This is a genomic window from Cnuibacter physcomitrellae (genome assembly GCF_014640535.1).
Taxonomy (GTDB): Bacteria; Actinomycetota; Actinomycetes; order Actinomycetales; family Microbacteriaceae; genus Cnuibacter; species Cnuibacter physcomitrellae.
On record NZ_BMHD01000001.1, the window covers coordinates 238,648 to 254,583 of the forward strand.

At 72.4% G+C, this 15,936-nt stretch carries 11 protein-coding genes; 8 read left to right on the forward strand and 3 right to left on the reverse strand.

Features of this window, described 5'->3' with window-relative positions:
- Positions 1-2: 2 nt before the first annotated feature.
- The 3 genes from IEX69_RS01165 to nikE are packed head-to-tail and all read left to right on the forward strand — an operon-like array spanning position 3 to position 3,600.
- Positions 3-956: an ABC transporter permease gene (locus IEX69_RS01165; RefSeq protein WP_085019315.1), complete on the forward strand. Its 954-nt coding sequence runs from the start codon at positions 3-5 to the stop codon at positions 954-956.
- Positions 956-1,861: an ABC transporter permease gene (locus IEX69_RS01170; protein ID WP_085019316.1), complete on the forward strand. Its 906-nt coding sequence runs from the start codon at positions 956-958 to the stop codon at positions 1,859-1,861. The genes IEX69_RS01165 and IEX69_RS01170 overlap by 1 nt, the downstream gene beginning before the upstream one ends.
- Positions 1,858-3,600 (forward strand): nickel ABC transporter ATP-binding protein NikE, encoded by a 1,743-nt coding sequence (gene nikE, locus IEX69_RS01175; RefSeq protein ID WP_157127149.1) that lies wholly within the window; start codon positions 1,858-1,860, stop codon positions 3,598-3,600. The genes IEX69_RS01170 and nikE overlap by 4 nt, the downstream gene beginning before the upstream one ends.
- Positions 3,601-3,700: 100 nt before the next feature.
- Here nikE and IEX69_RS01180 read toward each other — a convergent pair whose 3' ends face one another.
- Positions 3,701-4,741, reverse strand: a complete 1,041-nt coding sequence (locus IEX69_RS01180) for an LLM class flavin-dependent oxidoreductase (RefSeq protein ID WP_085019317.1) — start codon at positions 4,739-4,741, stop codon at positions 3,701-3,703.
- Positions 4,741-6,033 carry an LLM class flavin-dependent oxidoreductase gene (locus tag IEX69_RS01185; protein ID WP_085019318.1) on the reverse strand — a complete coding sequence of 431 codons (1,293 nt, stop codon included), beginning with the start codon at positions 6,031-6,033 and terminating at the stop codon, positions 4,741-4,743. The genes IEX69_RS01180 and IEX69_RS01185 overlap by 1 nt, the downstream gene beginning before the upstream one ends.
- Before the next feature lie 188 nt (positions 6,034-6,221).
- Here IEX69_RS01185 and IEX69_RS01190 point away from each other — a divergent pair, with 188 nt between their 5' ends.
- The 5 genes from IEX69_RS01190 (at position 6,222) to IEX69_RS01210 (ending at position 12,068) form a co-directional block, all read left to right on the forward strand.
- Positions 6,222-7,187, forward strand: coding sequence for an LLM class flavin-dependent oxidoreductase (locus IEX69_RS01190; RefSeq protein WP_085019319.1), 966 nt, complete (start codon positions 6,222-6,224; stop codon positions 7,185-7,187).
- Positions 7,184-8,551, forward strand: a complete 1,368-nt coding sequence (locus IEX69_RS01195) for an O-acetylhomoserine aminocarboxypropyltransferase/cysteine synthase family protein (RefSeq protein WP_229756198.1) — start codon at positions 7,184-7,186, stop codon at positions 8,549-8,551. The genes IEX69_RS01190 and IEX69_RS01195 overlap by 4 nt, the downstream gene beginning before the upstream one ends.
- Positions 8,548-9,795 (forward strand): acyl-CoA dehydrogenase family protein, encoded by a 1,248-nt coding sequence (locus tag IEX69_RS01200; protein WP_085019320.1) that lies wholly within the window; start codon positions 8,548-8,550, stop codon positions 9,793-9,795. Before IEX69_RS01195 ends, IEX69_RS01200 begins: the two co-directional genes overlap by 4 nt.
- 219 nt (positions 9,796-10,014) lie before the next feature.
- A complete protein-coding gene (locus IEX69_RS01205) occupies positions 10,015-11,052 on the forward strand; it encodes an ATP-grasp domain-containing protein (RefSeq protein WP_085019321.1) in 1,038 nt (345 codons plus the stop codon).
- Positions 11,049-12,068, forward strand: a complete 1,020-nt coding sequence (locus IEX69_RS01210; protein WP_085019322.1) for an LLM class flavin-dependent oxidoreductase — start codon at positions 11,049-11,051, stop codon at positions 12,066-12,068. The genes IEX69_RS01205 and IEX69_RS01210 overlap by 4 nt, the downstream gene beginning before the upstream one ends.
- A 99-nt stretch (positions 12,069-12,167) precedes the next feature.
- On the opposite strand, the gene IEX69_RS01215 is transcribed toward IEX69_RS01210, so the two are convergent.
- A complete protein-coding gene (locus IEX69_RS01215) occupies positions 12,168-15,923 on the reverse strand; it encodes an SCO7613 C-terminal domain-containing membrane protein (RefSeq protein WP_157127150.1) in 3,756 nt (1,251 codons plus the stop codon).
- Positions 15,924-15,936: the final 13 nt, after the last annotated feature.

Here is a 15,936-nt window from a genome sequence, read left to right on the forward strand (position 1 = left end):
CCATGGGTACGCTCAAGCACATCTCCTGGCGGCTGCTCACCATGCTGCCGGTGCTCCTCATCGTCTCGGTGCTGACCTTCCTCATCGGCAGGCTCACCCCGGGGGACCCCATCCAGGGGCAGTACGCGCGTACCCTCAGCCCGGAGCAGATCGAGGCCCTCAGGCAGGCCTACGGCCTCGACCTGCCCCTGTGGCAGCAGTACCTGAAATGGCTCGTGGACCTGTTCACGGCGGGCGGCGGTCAGTCGATCGTGCAGAACGCGCCCGTGTTCGGGATCCTGTGGCCGAACTTCCTCAACACCCTCGTGCTGGCCGCGGCCGCCGTGGTGGTCTGCGCGGTGGCCGGCATCGCGATCGGCGTCATCGCCGGGGTCAACCACCGCGGCGCCCTCGACCGCTTCTCGATGCTCATCGTGCAGGTGGGCAGCAACCTGTCGGTCTACTGGTTCGGCCTCATCCTGATCTGGGTGTTCGCCCTCCAGCTGAAGTGGCTGCCGGTGAGCGGGATGCAGTCGAGGAACGGCGGGGGGTTCTCGGACCTCCTGCTGCACCTCGTGCTCCCCGCGATCTCGGCCGCGCTCATCTCGATGCTCGTCCTCGCCCGCTTCACCCGGGTGGGCATCGTGCAGGAGGCGCACTCCGACTACGTGCGCACGTTCGCCTCCCAGGGTGCGGGGCGCTGGCGGCTGTACGGCAAGCACATCGGGCGCAACATCCTCCCGCCGGTGGTGAACATCATCGGCCTGGAGATCGGGACGCTGATCACCGGGGTCATCTTCGTCGAGAGCGTCTTCAACTGGCCGGGGATCGGCACCCAGCTGCTCAATGCCGTCAACGGCAAGGACTATCCGCTCATCCAGGGGGGCGTCGTGCTCATCGCGCTGTGCTACCTCGTCGTCAACCTCGTCACCGACGTGGCCGTCGACGCTCTCAACCCGCGCCTGAGGAGGCTCTGATGGCCGTCTTGCCCACGTCGACCGGCGACGCGCTGACCTCGCTCCGCGGGCCTGCCCGACGCCGACGCCGCCGGAACCGGGGTCGCGTCAACGCTCAGGTCGTGATCGCGCTCGCGATCATCGCCGTGCTGGTCCTCGTCGCGCTGCTCGCGCCCGTGCTGGCGCCCTACGACCCCGAGAACGGGGATGCGGCCCTGAAGTACCTGCCGTTCGGTGCGCCGGGCCACCCGTTCGGCACCGACGAGCAGGGGCGAGACATCCTGTCCCGCCTCATCTGGGGCGGGCGCACCTCGCTGCTCGTCGCGATCCTCGCCGTCGCGGCCTCCACGCTCGCGGGCAGCGTGCTGGCCCTCATCGCCGGCTTCTCCGGCGATCGGGTGTCGGGGATCATCATGCGCACGATCGACGTCATGTTCGCCTTCCCGGTCATCATCGCCGCGCTCGCCTTCGCGATCATCCTGGGACCGGGCATCGGCGTGGTCGTGCTCGCCATCGCGTTCCTCGCGACGCCCTACGTCACGCGCGTGATCTTCGCGGAGGTGAAGCGGCATCGCGGTCGCGAGTACGTCGAGGCCGCCGTCTCGCTCGGGGCGGGCTTCTGGTCGATCCTCTTCCGGGAGGTGCTGCCCAACGTCGCGGGTCAGATCGTGGTCTACGCCACGGGTCTCGTCGGCGGCATGGTGGTGTTCTCCTCGAGCCTGAGCGCGCTGGGCATCGGCGTCCAGCCTCCCGCGGCCGACTGGGGGCGCATGATCTCGGAGGGCGCGAAGGTGATCATCTCCGGCAACGTGGTCCCGGCCCTGCTGCCCGGCCTCGCCGTGCTCGTCGTGGCGCTGGCGTTCAACTGGCTCGGCGACGGGCTCAACGACCTGTTCGATCCGCACAAGAGGAGGTCGCGCTCGTGACCGATGTGATCGTGGAAGACCGCCCGCTCGTCGACGGGCCCGGCTCCGGCCGACCGGTCCTCGAGGTCCGCGACCTGGTGGTCGAGTTCGGCCGCGGGCAGGACGCGCGTCGGGTCGTCGACGGGGTGTCGCTCCGCATCCTGCCGGGCGAGACGTTCGCGCTGGTGGGGGAGTCGGGCTCGGGCAAGAGCATCACGGCCTCGTCGATCCTCGGTCTGCTGCCCGACGACGCGGTCGTCGCGGGCGGCTCGATCCGCCTGACGGGCGAGGAGGTGGTCGGCCTGAGCGAGGCGCGCCTGCGGTCCTTCCGCGGTCGGCGCGCGGGCATGGTGTTCCAGAACCCGCTGTCGTCGCTGGATCCCTCGTTTCGGGTGGGGAACCAGATCCGCGAGGTGGTGCGCCTGCATCGTCCGGACGCGGGGCGCCGCGAGCAGGACGTGGTGGCGCGGGAGTGGCTCGACCGGGTGGGGATCCGCGATGCGGACCGCGTGCTCGCCTCCTACCCGCACGAGCTGAGCGGCGGGATGCGGCAGCGGGTGATGATCGCGATCGCCATGCTCTCCGGCCCGGACCTCCTCATCGCCGACGAGCCGACGACGGCCCTGGACGCGGTCGTGCAGAAGCAGATCCTCGACCTGCTGAGGAGCGTCGTCGCCGAGACCGGCACGTCGCTGCTCATCATCACCCATGACTTCGGTGTGGTCTCCTTCCTCGCTGACCGGGTCGCCGTCATGAAGGACGGCCGGATCGTGGAGCAGGGCCTCCGCGACGACGTGCTCGACCACCCGGAGGAGGAGTACACGAGGAGCCTCATCGACGCCGTGCCGACCGTCGGCGCCCGGTTCGTGCTCGAAGCGGAGGGACTGCCCCGCAGACTGCGGCGCCGGGAGGAGGGTCGGGTCGCTGCGGCCCCCGCCGCCGCGTCGGGCGGAGCGGCACGCGTCACCGACGCGGTCACGCTGCGGTCGGATGCGGCGGGCAGGGAGTTCGTCGTCGGCGGCCTGGGCACGGGGCAGCCGCGCCGGAGCTTCCGCGCGGTCGACGACGTCTCGCTGGAGATCCGTCGCGGCGAGGTGTTCGGGCTGATCGGCGAGTCGGGTTCGGGGAAGTCCACGTTCGCCCGCCTCGCCGGGGGGCTCGTCCCCGTCAGCGAGGGGACGATCACGGTGCACGACGTCGACATCACCCGGCTGTCCGGGCGTGCGCTCCGGGCACAGCGCCCGCGCATCCAGTACGTCTTCCAGGACGCCACGGCGTCGCTGAACCCGCGAGTGAGGGTGGGCGAGCAGATCACCCGGCCGCTGCTGAGGTTCGGCAAGGCGGCGAGCACGGCCGACGCTCGCGCCAGGGCGGCGGAGGTCGCCCTGCTGGTCGGTCTCGGCGACGAGCACCTCGGGCGGTACCCGCACGAGCTGTCGGGCGGCCAGCGCCAGCGCATCGGGATCGCCCGGGCCCTCGCGCTCGAACCGGAGCTGCTCATCCTCGACGAACCCACCTCGGCTCTCGACGTCTCGACGCAGGCCACGATCATCGACCTGCTGCTCGACCTGCGCGACCGGCTCGAGCTGACGTACCTCTTCATCGGGCACAACCTCGCGATCATCGAGTTCTTCTGCGATCGGATCGGCGTGCTCGAGCAGGGCAGGCTGGTCGACGTCTTCGACGCCCACGACCTCTTCGCCGCCGAGCGCTCGCCCGTGACGCGCGACCTGCTCGCGGCGATCCTCCCGCCCCGCTGAGCGCGCGTCCGCGGGTCAGCCCGGCGGCATGCGGGTCGAACGGCGAGAAGACGCCCCTTCTGCGTTCCGCAGGGGGCGTCTTCTCGCCGTTCGAGCTCGTTCAGGCCAGGGCGTGGGTCGCGGGGGACCAGCCGAGAGCGGGGGCGATCGTGGTGACGAGGGCGTCGATGGTGGCGCGCGCGTGGGCAGCGTCGAAGGTCTCGTGATACGAGGAGTTGGCGACCAGGTGAGTGGCGTGGTCGCGCAGCACGGGGTCGCGGCGGGCATCCTCGACGACGTCGTCGGGGGAGCCGAAGAGCGCCACGCGCTCCAGGTACTCCCGCGGTGTCACGCCGGCCAGGCTCGGGTTGCCGCTCAGCTGAGCGCGCTCGCCGAGCGTGCCCACGCGCGCGGCGAGCGTCGGATGCAGCCGGGCGACGACATCGTCGCGGCTGTCGCCCACGTAGAGGAATCGGAACGCCGCGACTCGGGGTTCGCTCTCCGGGTGGGCGCGACGCAGCTCGTCGACGTAGGCAGCCGACTTCGGGTGCTGACCGCTGCCCGCGGGATCGAAGAACGCCCCGAGCTGGATGCCGTGGTCCCTCCGCGCGGCGGCGCGAGCCCGCTCCTCGCTGGTGACCCCTTCCCAGACGCGACGCGTGACCCCGGGGACGAAGGGCTGGATCCTCGGGGATCCGGCGTCTGCGAGAGGCTCCCCGCGCAGGGCCGAGTCGAGCCTCGCGATCCGTCGGTCGTACAGCGCGTGCCTCCGCTCGGAGTCGAGACCGAAGGCTGCGAACCCCGGGAGGTTCGCGCCGCCGGTGCCGACGCCGAGGTGCACCCGGCCGCCCGAGAGGACGTCGAGGACGCCCGCATCCTCGGCGAGACGGATCGGGTCCTCGAGGGGGAGCGTGACGATCCCCGTCCCGAGCGCGATCCGGCTGGTCTCCCGCGCCGCCGCGGCGAGCAGCACGAGGGGCGACGGGATCGGGCCGGGCGTGACGTCGAAGTGGTGCTGTCCGATCCAGACGCCGTCCACGCCCGCGCTCTCGGCGTAGCGGATCGTGGCGATCACGTCGTCGTAGAGCGCGGCGGTGGCCGCGACGCTGCGGTCGGCCAGACCCAGGTTGAACGCGATCCCGAGACCGGCCAGCGCGGACATCAGCGCAGGACCGGGGTGGCGGAGGAGGCGGCGAAGTGACCGCGCAGCGTCTCCGTCTCGTACTCGTGGCGGAACAGCCCGCGGCGGCGCAGGAGCGGCACGACCTCGTCGGCGATGACCTCGAGGCCGTCGATCAGCCGGTCGGGCTGCAGGTTGAAGCCGTCGATCGCGCCGGCGCGGAACCAGTGCTCGATGCGGTCGACGAGCTGCTCGGGAGTCCCGACGAAGCCGCCATGGCCCGACCCGGTGTACCGGGTCTCGCGGAGGTACTCGCGGACCGTCGGCCGCGTCTGGCGGATCCGCTCGAAGATCGACTGCCGGAAGCCGATGCTGCCCCGGAACGTGGTCGTGTCGAGGGGTCCGTCGAGGAGCTCGTCCGGGAACCGCTCGTCGAGTGGCAGCGTGGACACGTCGAAGCCGATCGCCTGCGAGAGCCACTGCGTGGAGTAGCTCGCCGGACCGAGGTCGTGCAGCTCGTCGCTGCGCCGGCGGGCCTCCTCCTCGGTGCTGCCGAGCGTGAGCAGCAGCCCCGGGAGGATCTTCACGTCGTCGGGCGAACGCCCGAAGTCGATCGCGTTCTGCTTGACCTCCCGGTAGTGCTCGAGGGCGCTCTCGAGCGTCAACTCGGCCGCGAACACCCCCTCGCCGACGCGCCCGGCGAGCGCGCGCCCTTGCGGCGATCCGCCGGCCTGGAACAGCACCGGACGGCCCTGCTTCGAGGGTGGGACGGTGAGACGGCCCTCGACGTCGAAGAAGCGACCGTGATGCGTGACGTCGCGACCCGAGGCGGCCGAGTTCCACAGCTCGATCACGAGGTCGACGAACTCCGAGGCGCGGTCGTAGCGCTCCTCCCGTCCCAGCACGTCCGTCAACCCGAAGTTGTTCGCCGAGCCCTGATCGCGCGACGTGACGACGTTCCAGGCAGCCCGGCCGCCGGAGACGACGTCGAAGCTCAGGAGACGCTCGGCCAGCTCGTACGGATCGTTGAACGTCGTCGAGGCGGTGGCGATGAGGCCCACGCGGCGGGTGGATCGCGCCACCCAGGACCACGCGATCGTCGGATCGAGGCGCGGCGCGTTGCCGTCGTAGGTCGGATCGCCGAGCTGCGACCCGTCGGCGAGGAAGATCGCGTCGAGCGTGCCGCGCTCGGCCAGCTCCCCGATGCGACGCCAGTAGGCGGGCTCGAGGGGAGAGAGCGGCGTCAGGAGATCGGTCTGCCATGCCGCCGGGAGATACCCCAGCGTCAGCACGTTGATCCCGAGGATGACGTGTCCGTCGCGTCCGGTTGCCATGTCGACTCCTTCTCATCGTCGTCCGCCCGACGTTAGAGCGGTCACCGGATCGGGGCGGGGACGGCGACACACTGCTCAACACAAGCGCCGGAGCCCCGGATGTGTGACGCCGTGTGACCGCGGGGCGTCCTGCGGCCGGAGGCGGTTCCTAGCGTGGCCGGGGACGCAACGACTGAAGGAGGATCCGCATGGGCACGCAGCGACGGCCGCGGTTCGCGGTGGGACTGACCGGGACGCACCTCGTGCAGCTGGTCGCGGACTCGGGCTCGCCCGCCCTCGAGGGGCTCGACGGGCTCGGTGCCGCCTTCCTGGCCCTCGGCACCGACCGGGCCACGGGAGAGCCGGGTCGCACGACCCTCGACCCGAGCGTCTCCGCCGCAGCGCTCGCGGCGGCGACGGCGACTCCGCTCCTCGTCGTCGGGGCGCCTCAGCGCGACCACCCCTACAACCTCGCTCGTCGGATCGCGTCGCTCGACCACCTGTCCGGTGGGCGCGTGGGAGTGCTCCTCGCCGAGCGCGACGCGTCCGCGCCGCTCGACGCACCCGGCCGCGAGGCGTGGGGCGGAGCGCGCCTGTCCGGCGGAGCACCGCTCGGGCCGGAGACCACACGGGACACCGCCCTCGTCCTCCGTGCGCTCTGGCAGAGCTTCCCGATCGACGCCATCGTCGCGGACCGGGAGACCAGGGTGTACGCCGACGCCGATCGGATCGTGCACATCGACCATCACGGGGTCTTCGACGTCGCCGGTCCGCTCACCGTCCCGACGACGCCGCAGGGGACGCCCGTGCTCGGCTGGTCCGTCGGTACCGCCGCCGAGGCGGCCGCGGCCGTGAGACTGGCCGAGCTGGTGGTGGGCACGGCGGAGCTCGTCCCGGTGGAGGCGGCTCCCGTGGTCTACCGCCCCGTCCGCCTCGAGGACGCAGCGGGACCCGACGGTGGGGGCCTCGACGGTGCGGACCTCCTGCTCCTGCCCGATCCCGGCACACCGCTCGACGCCGTGATCGGGATCGCCCGGGACCTCCTGGACCGGGGCGTGGTCGAACCCTCGACGGGCAGCACCCTGCGCGAGCGGATCGGCCTCGGCCCGGCGCTCGCGGTGCTCGAGGGTGCTCGGCCGGCCTTCGCCCGCGCCCCCGAGAGGCGAGCCTCGTGAGCGGGGTGTGGCCCCCGCACTACGACTGGGAGGGGTTCGGGTTCGACACCCGCCAGGTGCACGCCGGCGAGCAGCCCGAGCCCGGGCACGGGTCGCGCGTGACCCCCATCCACCTCGCCAACGCCTTCCGCTTCGAGTCGTTCGATCAGACCCACGGACGCTTCGCCGGCACGGACGAGGGGCAGCTCTACTCGCGGCATCTGAACCCCACGAACGCGGTCGCCGAGGGCCGCATCGCCTCGCTCGAGGCCGGCGCCGGCGCGGTCGTGGTGGGATCGGGCACGGCCGCGATCTCGACCACGCTCATCGCCCTGCTCGAGGCGGGCGACCGCTTCGTGTCGACGGCCAGCATCTACAGCGGGACCCAGATCCTGTTCGATCGCGCCCTCAAGCGCCTGGGCATCGGCGTCGACTACGTGCACGACTGGCACGATCCGGCCGAATGGGCGGCCGCGATCGGGCCGTCGACGAAGGCGGTGTTCACGGAGACGATCCCGAACCCCAAGAACGACATCGTCGACGTCGAGCTCGTCGCCCGGATCGCGGCGGACGCCGGCATCCCGCTGGTGGTCGACAACACCGTGGCGACGCCGTACCTCGTCCGCCCCCTCGAGCTCGGAGCGAGCATCGTCGTCCACTCCTCGACGAAGTTCCTCGCCGGGCACGGCGCCGGCATCTCGGGTGCGGTGGTCGACGGCGGGACGTTCGACTGGCGGGGCAGCCCTCGCGCGTATCCGCTGCTCACCGATCCGCAGTCACCGGGCGCACCGTCGTTCCTCGATCGGCTCGGCCCCCGCCATGCGTTCGCAGGCTACCTGCGGCTCACCGCGGTGAACGACCTCGGCCCGGCCCTGTCGCCGTTCACCGGCTTCCTCCTGCAGCAGGGCATCGAGACCCTCTCCCTGCGGATGGAGCGTCACCTGGAGAACGCGGTCGCCGTCGCGCGCTGGCTCGCGGACCAGCCCGAGGTCGAGAGCGTCGACTACGCGGGTCTGCCCGGCCATCCCGATCACGCCCTCGCCGAGCGCCTCTACGGAGGGCGCACCGGATCCGTCTTCGCGTTCACCGTCGCCGGGGGCCTCGACGGCGCCCGCATCCTCATCGACCGGCTGCAGGTGTTCTCCCGCATGACCAACATCGGCGACACCCGGTCGATGGCCATCCACCCCGGGACCACCACCCACCTCTCGTTCGACGACGAGCGTCGTGCCCGGCTCGGGATCCCCCCGGGCCTCATCAGGCTCTCGATCGGGATCGAGACCCTCGACGACCTGATCGCGGATCTCCGCCACGGCCTTGACGCTGTGGCGGCCGCCGGGCTCGCCGCAACCGAGGACCACGTACTCGTAGGAGGACACCGATGACCACGACCATCAGCCAGGATCTTCTGGCCCCGCCCACCGCGGACGACGCGGAGCTCGCCGCCCGCTTCGCGCCGCTGTTCGAGGAGATCGCCGCCGGCAACCTCGAGCGCGAGAAGGGACGTGTGTTCGGCTACGACGACGTGCGACGCCTGGTCGCCGCGGGTCTCGGACGTCTGCGCATCCCGGAGGCGCTCGGCGGCGGGGGCGCCTCGCTGCGGCAGACCTTCCAGCTCCTCACCGACCTCGGGGCGGCCGATCCGAACATCGCGCACGTGTTCCGCAACCACCTCGCCTTCGTCGAGGACCGTTTGAACGCGCCGCCCTCGCCCGCCAACGACCTGTGGCTGGAGCGCATCCTCGGCGGCCAGTTCGTGGGCGGCGGCTGGACGGAGGCGAACAACGGCTCGTTCAGCGACCTCAAGACCGTGCTGACGCCAGACGGCGACGGGTGGCGGCTCACCGGTGCGAAGTTCTACGCCACGGGGAGCCTCTACGCCGACTGGCTCGACGTGCTCGGACGCACGGAGGACGGGCGTCTCATCACCGCGCTGGTCCGGCGGGATCAGCCGGGTGTCGAGCTCGTCGACGACTGGCGGGGGTTCGGTCAGCAGACGACGGCCAGCGGCAGCGCGAACTACCGGGGTGCCAGGGTCGAGGACATCGACGTGTTCGAGGCCGGAGACCGCTTCAGCTATCAGAACCTCTTCTACCAGACCTCGCTCCTCGCCATCCTCGCCGGGATCACCAAGGCCGCGCAGCGCGACGGGATCGCGGCGTTGAAGGCCAGGGCCCGCACCTACTCGCACGGCCTCGCCGGCACCGCCGCCGACGATCCGCAGCTGCTGCAGGTCATCGGACGGATCTCCGCCCTGGCGTTCTCCGCCGAGGCGGCGGTGCAGCGATCGAGTGCGACGCTCGACCCCATCGCCGCCGCTCACGCCCGCGGCGATGCAGAGGCGGAGCAGCGGGCGCTGGTCCTCGCCACCGTGGAGACGACCCAGGCGCAGGTGGCGATCATCGAGGCCGCGCTCACCGCGACGACCATCGTGTTCGACGCGCTGGGCTCGTCCGGGGTGTCGAAGGACCTCGCCCTCGATCGCCACTGGCGGAACGCGCGGACCCTGGCCTCCCACAATCCCCGGGTCTACAAGGAGCGGATCCTCGGAGACTGGTTCGTGCGGGGGACCGATCCCACCGACGTCTACGGCGAGCTGCGCGCGAGCGCGGGGGGCCAGGGCGCATGACGGCGCTGAGAACACGAGGTCGGCGTGCGTCGGAGGGACGACGCATCGTGCAGGGACAGCGCAGCGTGCGTGGGAGACAGACGCGCACCGCGCATGGGAGACAGCAGCGCAGCGTGCGTGAGACGGCGCAGCGTGCGTGAGACGGCGCAGCGTGCGTGAGAATGAACATCAGCGAATGACAGGGCGCGCGAGCGCGGCCCGGACGGAAGGGACGTCGCGGTGACAGCACCCCGCATCCACATCCTGCACGAGAACGACGACTGGCTGCCGCCCCTGCGTGCGGCGCTCGAGGCCGCCGGCGTCCCGTTCGAGGAGTGGCGACTCGACGGCGGGTCGATCGACCTCGCCTCGACCCCGCCCGAGGGCGTGTTCTGGTCGAGGCTCAGCGCGTCGTCGCACACCCGCGACCACGAGCACGCGAAGGAGTACGCCCGCGCCGTCTACCGCTGGCTCGAGGCCCACGGCCGGCGCGTGGTGAACGGCAGCCGGGTCGTGGAGCTCGAGGTGAGCAAGGTGGCGCAGTACGCCGCGCTCGCCGCCGCGGGGTTCGACGTGCCGCGCACGATCGCGGTGTTCGGCACCGCCGACCTCGGCGCGCGTGCCCGCGAGCTGCCCCTGCCCTTCATCACCAAGCACAACCAGGGCGGGAAGGGGCTGGGGGTGCGCCGCTTCGACTCCTACGAGGAGTTCGATGCCTACATCGCGGGTGGTGAGTTCGAGCAGCCCGTCGACGGGATCACCCTGCTCCAGGAGTACGTGCAGACCGCGGAGCCCTTCGTGACGCGCGCCGAGTTCGTCGGCGGCGATCTCGTGTACGCCGTGCGCGTCGACACGTCGGCGGGGTCGTTCGAGCTCTGCCCGGCCGAGGCCTGCGCCGTCCCGGCTGCGGACGTCCCGGGAGGCCCCGCCACCGTGGCCGGACTCCTCGGGAACCCGGTCGCCCCGGTCCTCGTGCAGGGGTTCGCCGCAGCGGCCTGCGATGTGCCCGGCGCGTCGCTGTTCTCCGTGCGCGACGACGTCGACGCCGCGCATCCGTTCATCGAGCGGCTCGGCGCGTTCCTCGCCGCTCAGGGCGTCGAGGTCGCGGGCGTGGAGTACTTCGAGACCGCCGACGGGCGGCTCGTGCCCTACGACATCAACACGAACACGAACTACAGCCCGGACGTCGAGTCAGCGACCGGCGCCGCCGGTGCCGCGGCCGTGGCCGCCTACCTCGGCCGTGCCCTCGCCGCCGACTACGCGGCGGTGAGCGCATGAGGTTCGGCTACTGGACCCCGGTCTTCGGCGGCTGGCTGCGGAACGTCGACGACGAGGAGACCCCGCTCACCTTCGAGCACATCGCCGAGATCTCACGGACGGCGGATGAGGTCGGCTTCGACGTCACGCTGATCCCCGAGCTCAACCTCAACGACATCAAGGGACTCGACGGGCCGACCTTCGACGCGTGGGCCACGACGGCCGCCGTCGCCGCAGTGACGAGCCGCATCGAGATCATGACGGCGCTGCGGCCGAGCTTCCACCCGCCGGCGCTCACCGCCAAGCAGGCCGCGACCATCCAGGCGATCGCGAACGGGCGGTTCACGCTCAACGTCGTCTCGGCGTGGTGGGAGGAGGAGGCCAGGCAGTACGGCGTGACCTTCCAGGAGCACGACGACCGCTATGCCGTGAGCACGGAGTACGTCGAGGTGCTGCGCGGACTGTGGTCCGAGACCCCGTACTCCCACGCGGGGTCGTCGTTCCAGCTGAGCGAGACCTACCTCGAACCGAAGCCCTCGGTGCTGCCGCTCATCTACGCCGGCGGCGAGAGCGAGGCCGGACGCACCGCGATCTCCTCCTTCGCGGACGCGTACCTCACCCACGGCGGCACGGTCGAGGAGCTGCGGGTGAAGATCGACGACATGCGCCGGCGCCGCGAGGAGGCGGGACGCGAGCCGTTCCAGCACTTCGGCATGGCGGCGTACGCGATCGTGCGCGACACCGAGGAGGAGGCCCAGGCGGAGCTGGACCGCATCACGGACGTGCGCGAGGGGGCGGCCTACGAGTCGTACCAGCAGTTCGTCAGCCGTTCGCACCTCGACACGGCGGTGAGCCTCCGCGACTACTCCGTCTCGAACCGCGGGCTCCGCCCCGAGCTCATCGGGACGCCCGACCAGGTCGCGGCGCGCATCCGCGAGTTCGAGGCCGTCGGCGTCGACACCCTCCTGCTCCAGTTCTCGCCCGCTCTCTCCGAGCTCGAGCGCTTCGCCCGCGACGTCATCCCGCGGCTGCGGTAGCTCCGGCGGCTGCGCGGCCGGCGGCGCTCCGAGTGCTCACGATGCGCGGCATCACGCACGGGATCGCGCTGACCGTGAGCAGTCGGGGGGCCTCCGAGCTCAGGCGAGGTCGCGGAGTCGGGCGGCGACGCCGCGGTCGCGGCCGGTGCGGCGCTCGGAGGTCACTGCGATCACGAGGAGCACGGCTCCGGCCGTGGCCAGGGTGATCCACCAGGGCGCGGCGCTGATCGACTCCCCGATCTGCACGAGGAACACCACGGCGTTCTCGATGGGCAGCACGACGATGCCGAGGATGAACGGGGCCGCCAGCTTCCGCAGCGATCCGACGAGCACCGCCCCGATCGCGAGGGCGATCACGAGGATGGCCCGCCAGGTGAGCGGATCCGTCCCGGTCGCGAGGATCGACGGCAGGAGCAGCACGACGAGGCCCGGGGTGAGGAGCGCCCAGGATCCCGTGAACCGGGCGGGCCACGAGTCGAGGGAGGAGGAAGGGGCGCCCTCCGTCGCCGGGCGGCGCAGCCACAGCACCCCCGCGGCGAGGAGCGCGACGCCGAGAGGCACCGAGTAGGCCTCGACGCGCAGCTCGCGTTCGCTCCAGCTCGCGACCGCGAGGCACCACGCCGTGAGGAACTGGAACCACACCGGAGGAAGAGCCGTGGGTCGCATATCGCGGAGGCGAGCCGCCGTCGCCACCATCAGCGCGAGCACCCCGAGCGAGAGAGCGGCGAGAAGGCCGATCGCGAACCAGCTCTCTCCCCGTGCGGCGATCGGGCCCACGGCGAGCAGAGCGAGCACGGGCGCCGACAGCCATCGCCGGCCGGCCGGCCCGACATCTCGGCGGAGCGGCATCGACGCCGCGAGGGCGAGCAGCGCCGACAGCAGGGAGACACCCGCGCAGACCGCCATCACGGCGGATGGATCGCTGCCCGCAGGAGACGGGTCGAGGCCGAGACCCCATCGCACGGACTGGATCGCGGGTGCGCTCCCGGTCACCATCGCGGTCACGGCGAGGATCGCCGTCACCTCGCCGTGCAGCTCTCGCCGCCACAGGAGTGCCGCTGCGCCGAGGGCGACGACCGAGGCCGCCGTGAGGACCCCGAGCCGGACCGGACCACCCGCACCCACGCCCGCCGCGAGCAGCACGAGCGAGGGTGTCACGGCCGCGGCCAGTCCGCCCGCCGTGAGAGCGAGACCGAGTCCACGCCGATCGGCGCCCCTCAGAGCGAGTCCGAGCCCGATGCCGGTCGCGACGAGGGCAGGGGGCAGGGTGTAGGCCTCGAGCACGCCGACCTCGGCCATCGCGAGCAGCGACCAGAGCGCGCCGGCGAACGCGGCTCCCGCGAGCGGCGCGGCGTACTGGCGGCCGGTGACCCGCGCCGACACGAGGAGCCCGACGCCGAGGATCCCGAGGACCAGAGCGGATGTGCCGAAGCCGGCCGCCGTGCGGGCGAGTGCGAGCAGCACGGCGAGCGCGGCGGTGACGAGCGACGAGGCCTCGAGCGCGTTCGTGCACCACCGGACGTCGGCCGAGGACAGCGGAACCCGGGTGAGCAGTCGTCGGAGCGCGGGCGCGCTCGGCAGCGCGACGGCGACCACCGCGGCGATGACCGGCAGGGTCACCGGGGAGGCGCTGATCGCCAGCACCTGGGCGCCCAGGCAGATCACGATGACGGCGAGGGCCGGGACGACGAGGGCGGCCGCTCCGACGCGGATGGCGCGGGCGAGCCCGGCACGCGGCGTGGCGACCAGCGCGACCGCGAGGAGCAGGATGAGCGTCGTCGACAGGGCCGTCCACCCGCTTCGGACCGCCAGGACGGACGCCACCCCCGCGAGGAAGGGCACGGTCGTCACGACGAGCACGGCGTACCACCAGCGGGTCGGCACCCGACGGAGGAGGGTCGTGGCGAGCGCCACCACGGACGCGGCGCACGTCGTCAGGGCGAGCACGGCGATTGACTCGAGTCCCGTGAGCGCGAGCAGACGCGCCGTCACGAGCAGGGCGAAGGCCAGACCGACCGCGAGGTGGAGATGCCGGAGGTGGGCGGGGACGAGGAGTGCGACGGGCACGAGGGCCAGGAGCACCGGCACGGCGAGGGCGAGGAGCGGTCCGGTGGCGAGGAGCACCCACGCCGCGGCGATGAGGAGCGCGAGATGCGCTGCGGTGGCGAGCGCCGCACGGAGCGACTCCGGAAGCGGCCTGACCCGGGTGGTCGCGAGGACCGCGCCCGACGAGGCGAGAGCCACGCCGAGGGCGACCGACGCCCTGACTCCGAGGGGGAGCACGACGAGCGCCGCCAGGCTCGTGAGAGCGGTGGCGAAGAGCCAGCCGGTGGTCGTCGTCCATGCCCTCGAGAGCCGCGCGTGCCCGCCGCGGAGGGCCCACCCGAGGGATGCCCAGGCAGCCGTCGCCGCAGCGAGACCGGCGAGGGACGCGATCTGGAGCGGGGTCCCGATCGGCTGCGGCGGGGCGAAGCCGACGACGCTCCCGAGCAGCGCGAACGGCACGGCCATGATCAGGACGAGACCGAACACGAGGGCAGGCAGGGCCGTGGCCGTGAGGATGCCGGCGGCGGCGATCGCCGCCGCGGCAGCACGGGTGCCGGGGACCAGGCGAAGCGCCGCCGAGACGAGCACGCACGCGAGGAGCGCCCCGAGCGGGACGGCGGCGACGAGGACGCTCGGGTCGCCGTCCGGATCCTGAGCGACAACGAGGGGGAGCAGAGCGCCCGAGGCCACGAGGTCGGCAGCGAACACGGCGCTCCACAGGCGCGGCGCGACGCGCACCGACGCCAGTGCGATGGCGGCGGACGCCGCCAGCACGGCGCACAGGAGCGGGGCTCCGGTCGAGCCCATCGCCCACAGCGCTCCCAGGACAGCGGCCGACGACCACAGCAGCTGCAGCGCGAGCAGGAGGACGCGCTCGGGTCGCCTGTCCAGTCGTCCCGAGCGATCGCGCCGAAGCATCGCCGACCCGCCGAGCGCGATGGCGGCCGCGGCGAGATGCCCGCCGGCGACGATCCACGGGGACGACGACGCCGCGGCAGCGAGGACCGGTGCTGTCGTCGCGGCGATCAGTCCGGCTCCGAACCAGCCCCGGAGCCGGACCCGTGCACCCGCGACGAGGAGCAGAGCCGCGACGATGGCGAGGCTCCCGGCGCCGAGCAGCCACCTCTCGGGGACGCTCCCGCCCAGCGCGGCGACGGACTGCACGTCGATCAGCACGAACACCAGCGCGAGCATCCCGACCGCCTCGGCCGAGAAGCGCAGCCGAGCCCGCGTGAGCAGCAGGGATGCGCCGGCGAAGAGGACCGTGACGCCGCCCACGATGAGCGAACGCAGCCCCTCGTCGCGCAGGTCCGGGTTGAAGAAGGTGAACACGATGGCGGCCACCGCGACCAGCCCTGCGCCCGCCACGGCGAGCACGGACTGCACGCTGACCGGGGACTCCGGCCTCGAGACCGGAGTGCCGGTGCGGGCATCGGCGATCACGGCGACCGGCACGGTGTCGGGCCTCGGAGACGGTGGGACGGCGTCGACGTCGACGGGGAGGCTCACGTAGCCGCCCCGACCGGGTGGTGCGGACGGGAGATCGAGGGCGGGGCGCGTGTTCGCCGGGATCGTCTGATCGAGCGGTGCGGGCGCGGGCGACGACAGCGCGGCGAGGGCCTGCTCGAACTCGATCAGCGCTCGCGACGCGTTCACCGCCGAGCGCCACACCGAGACCCCCGCCGCGCCGCCCAGCACGGCCCCGCAGGCCTCGCAGCCCACCCGACCCTGGATCGGCGCTCCGCAGCGCGGGCAGCGGGAGGAGTCGAGGAGCCTGTGTCTGGTCTCGGCGGTCCACGGTTCAGCCATGGGCCGAGTGTCC

Excerpts from the sequence above, each read along its gene's own strand:
- IEX69_RS01165 (WP_085019315.1), top strand. The coding sequence starts at position 3 with ATGGGTACGCTCAAGCACATCTCCTGGCGGCTGCTCACCATGCTGCCG.
- IEX69_RS01170 (WP_085019316.1), top strand. The coding sequence starts at position 956 with ATGGCCGTCTTGCCCACGTCGACCGGCGACGCGCTGACCTCGCTCCGC.
- IEX69_RS01180 (WP_085019317.1), bottom strand. The coding sequence starts at position 4,741 with ATGTCCGCGCTGGCCGGTCTCGGGATCGCGTTCAACCTGGGTCTGGCC.
- IEX69_RS01185 (WP_085019318.1), bottom strand. The coding sequence starts at position 6,033 with ATGGCAACCGGACGCGACGGACACGTCATCCTCGGGATCAACGTGCTG.
- IEX69_RS01190 (WP_085019319.1), top strand. The coding sequence starts at position 6,222 with ATGGGCACGCAGCGACGGCCGCGGTTCGCGGTGGGACTGACCGGGACG.
- IEX69_RS01200 (WP_085019320.1), top strand. The coding sequence starts at position 8,548 with ATGACCACGACCATCAGCCAGGATCTTCTGGCCCCGCCCACCGCGGAC.
- IEX69_RS01210 (WP_085019322.1), top strand. The coding sequence starts at position 11,049 with ATGAGGTTCGGCTACTGGACCCCGGTCTTCGGCGGCTGGCTGCGGAAC.
- IEX69_RS01215 (WP_157127150.1), bottom strand. The coding sequence starts at position 15,923 with ATGGCTGAACCGTGGACCGCCGAGACCAGACACAGGCTCCTCGACTCC.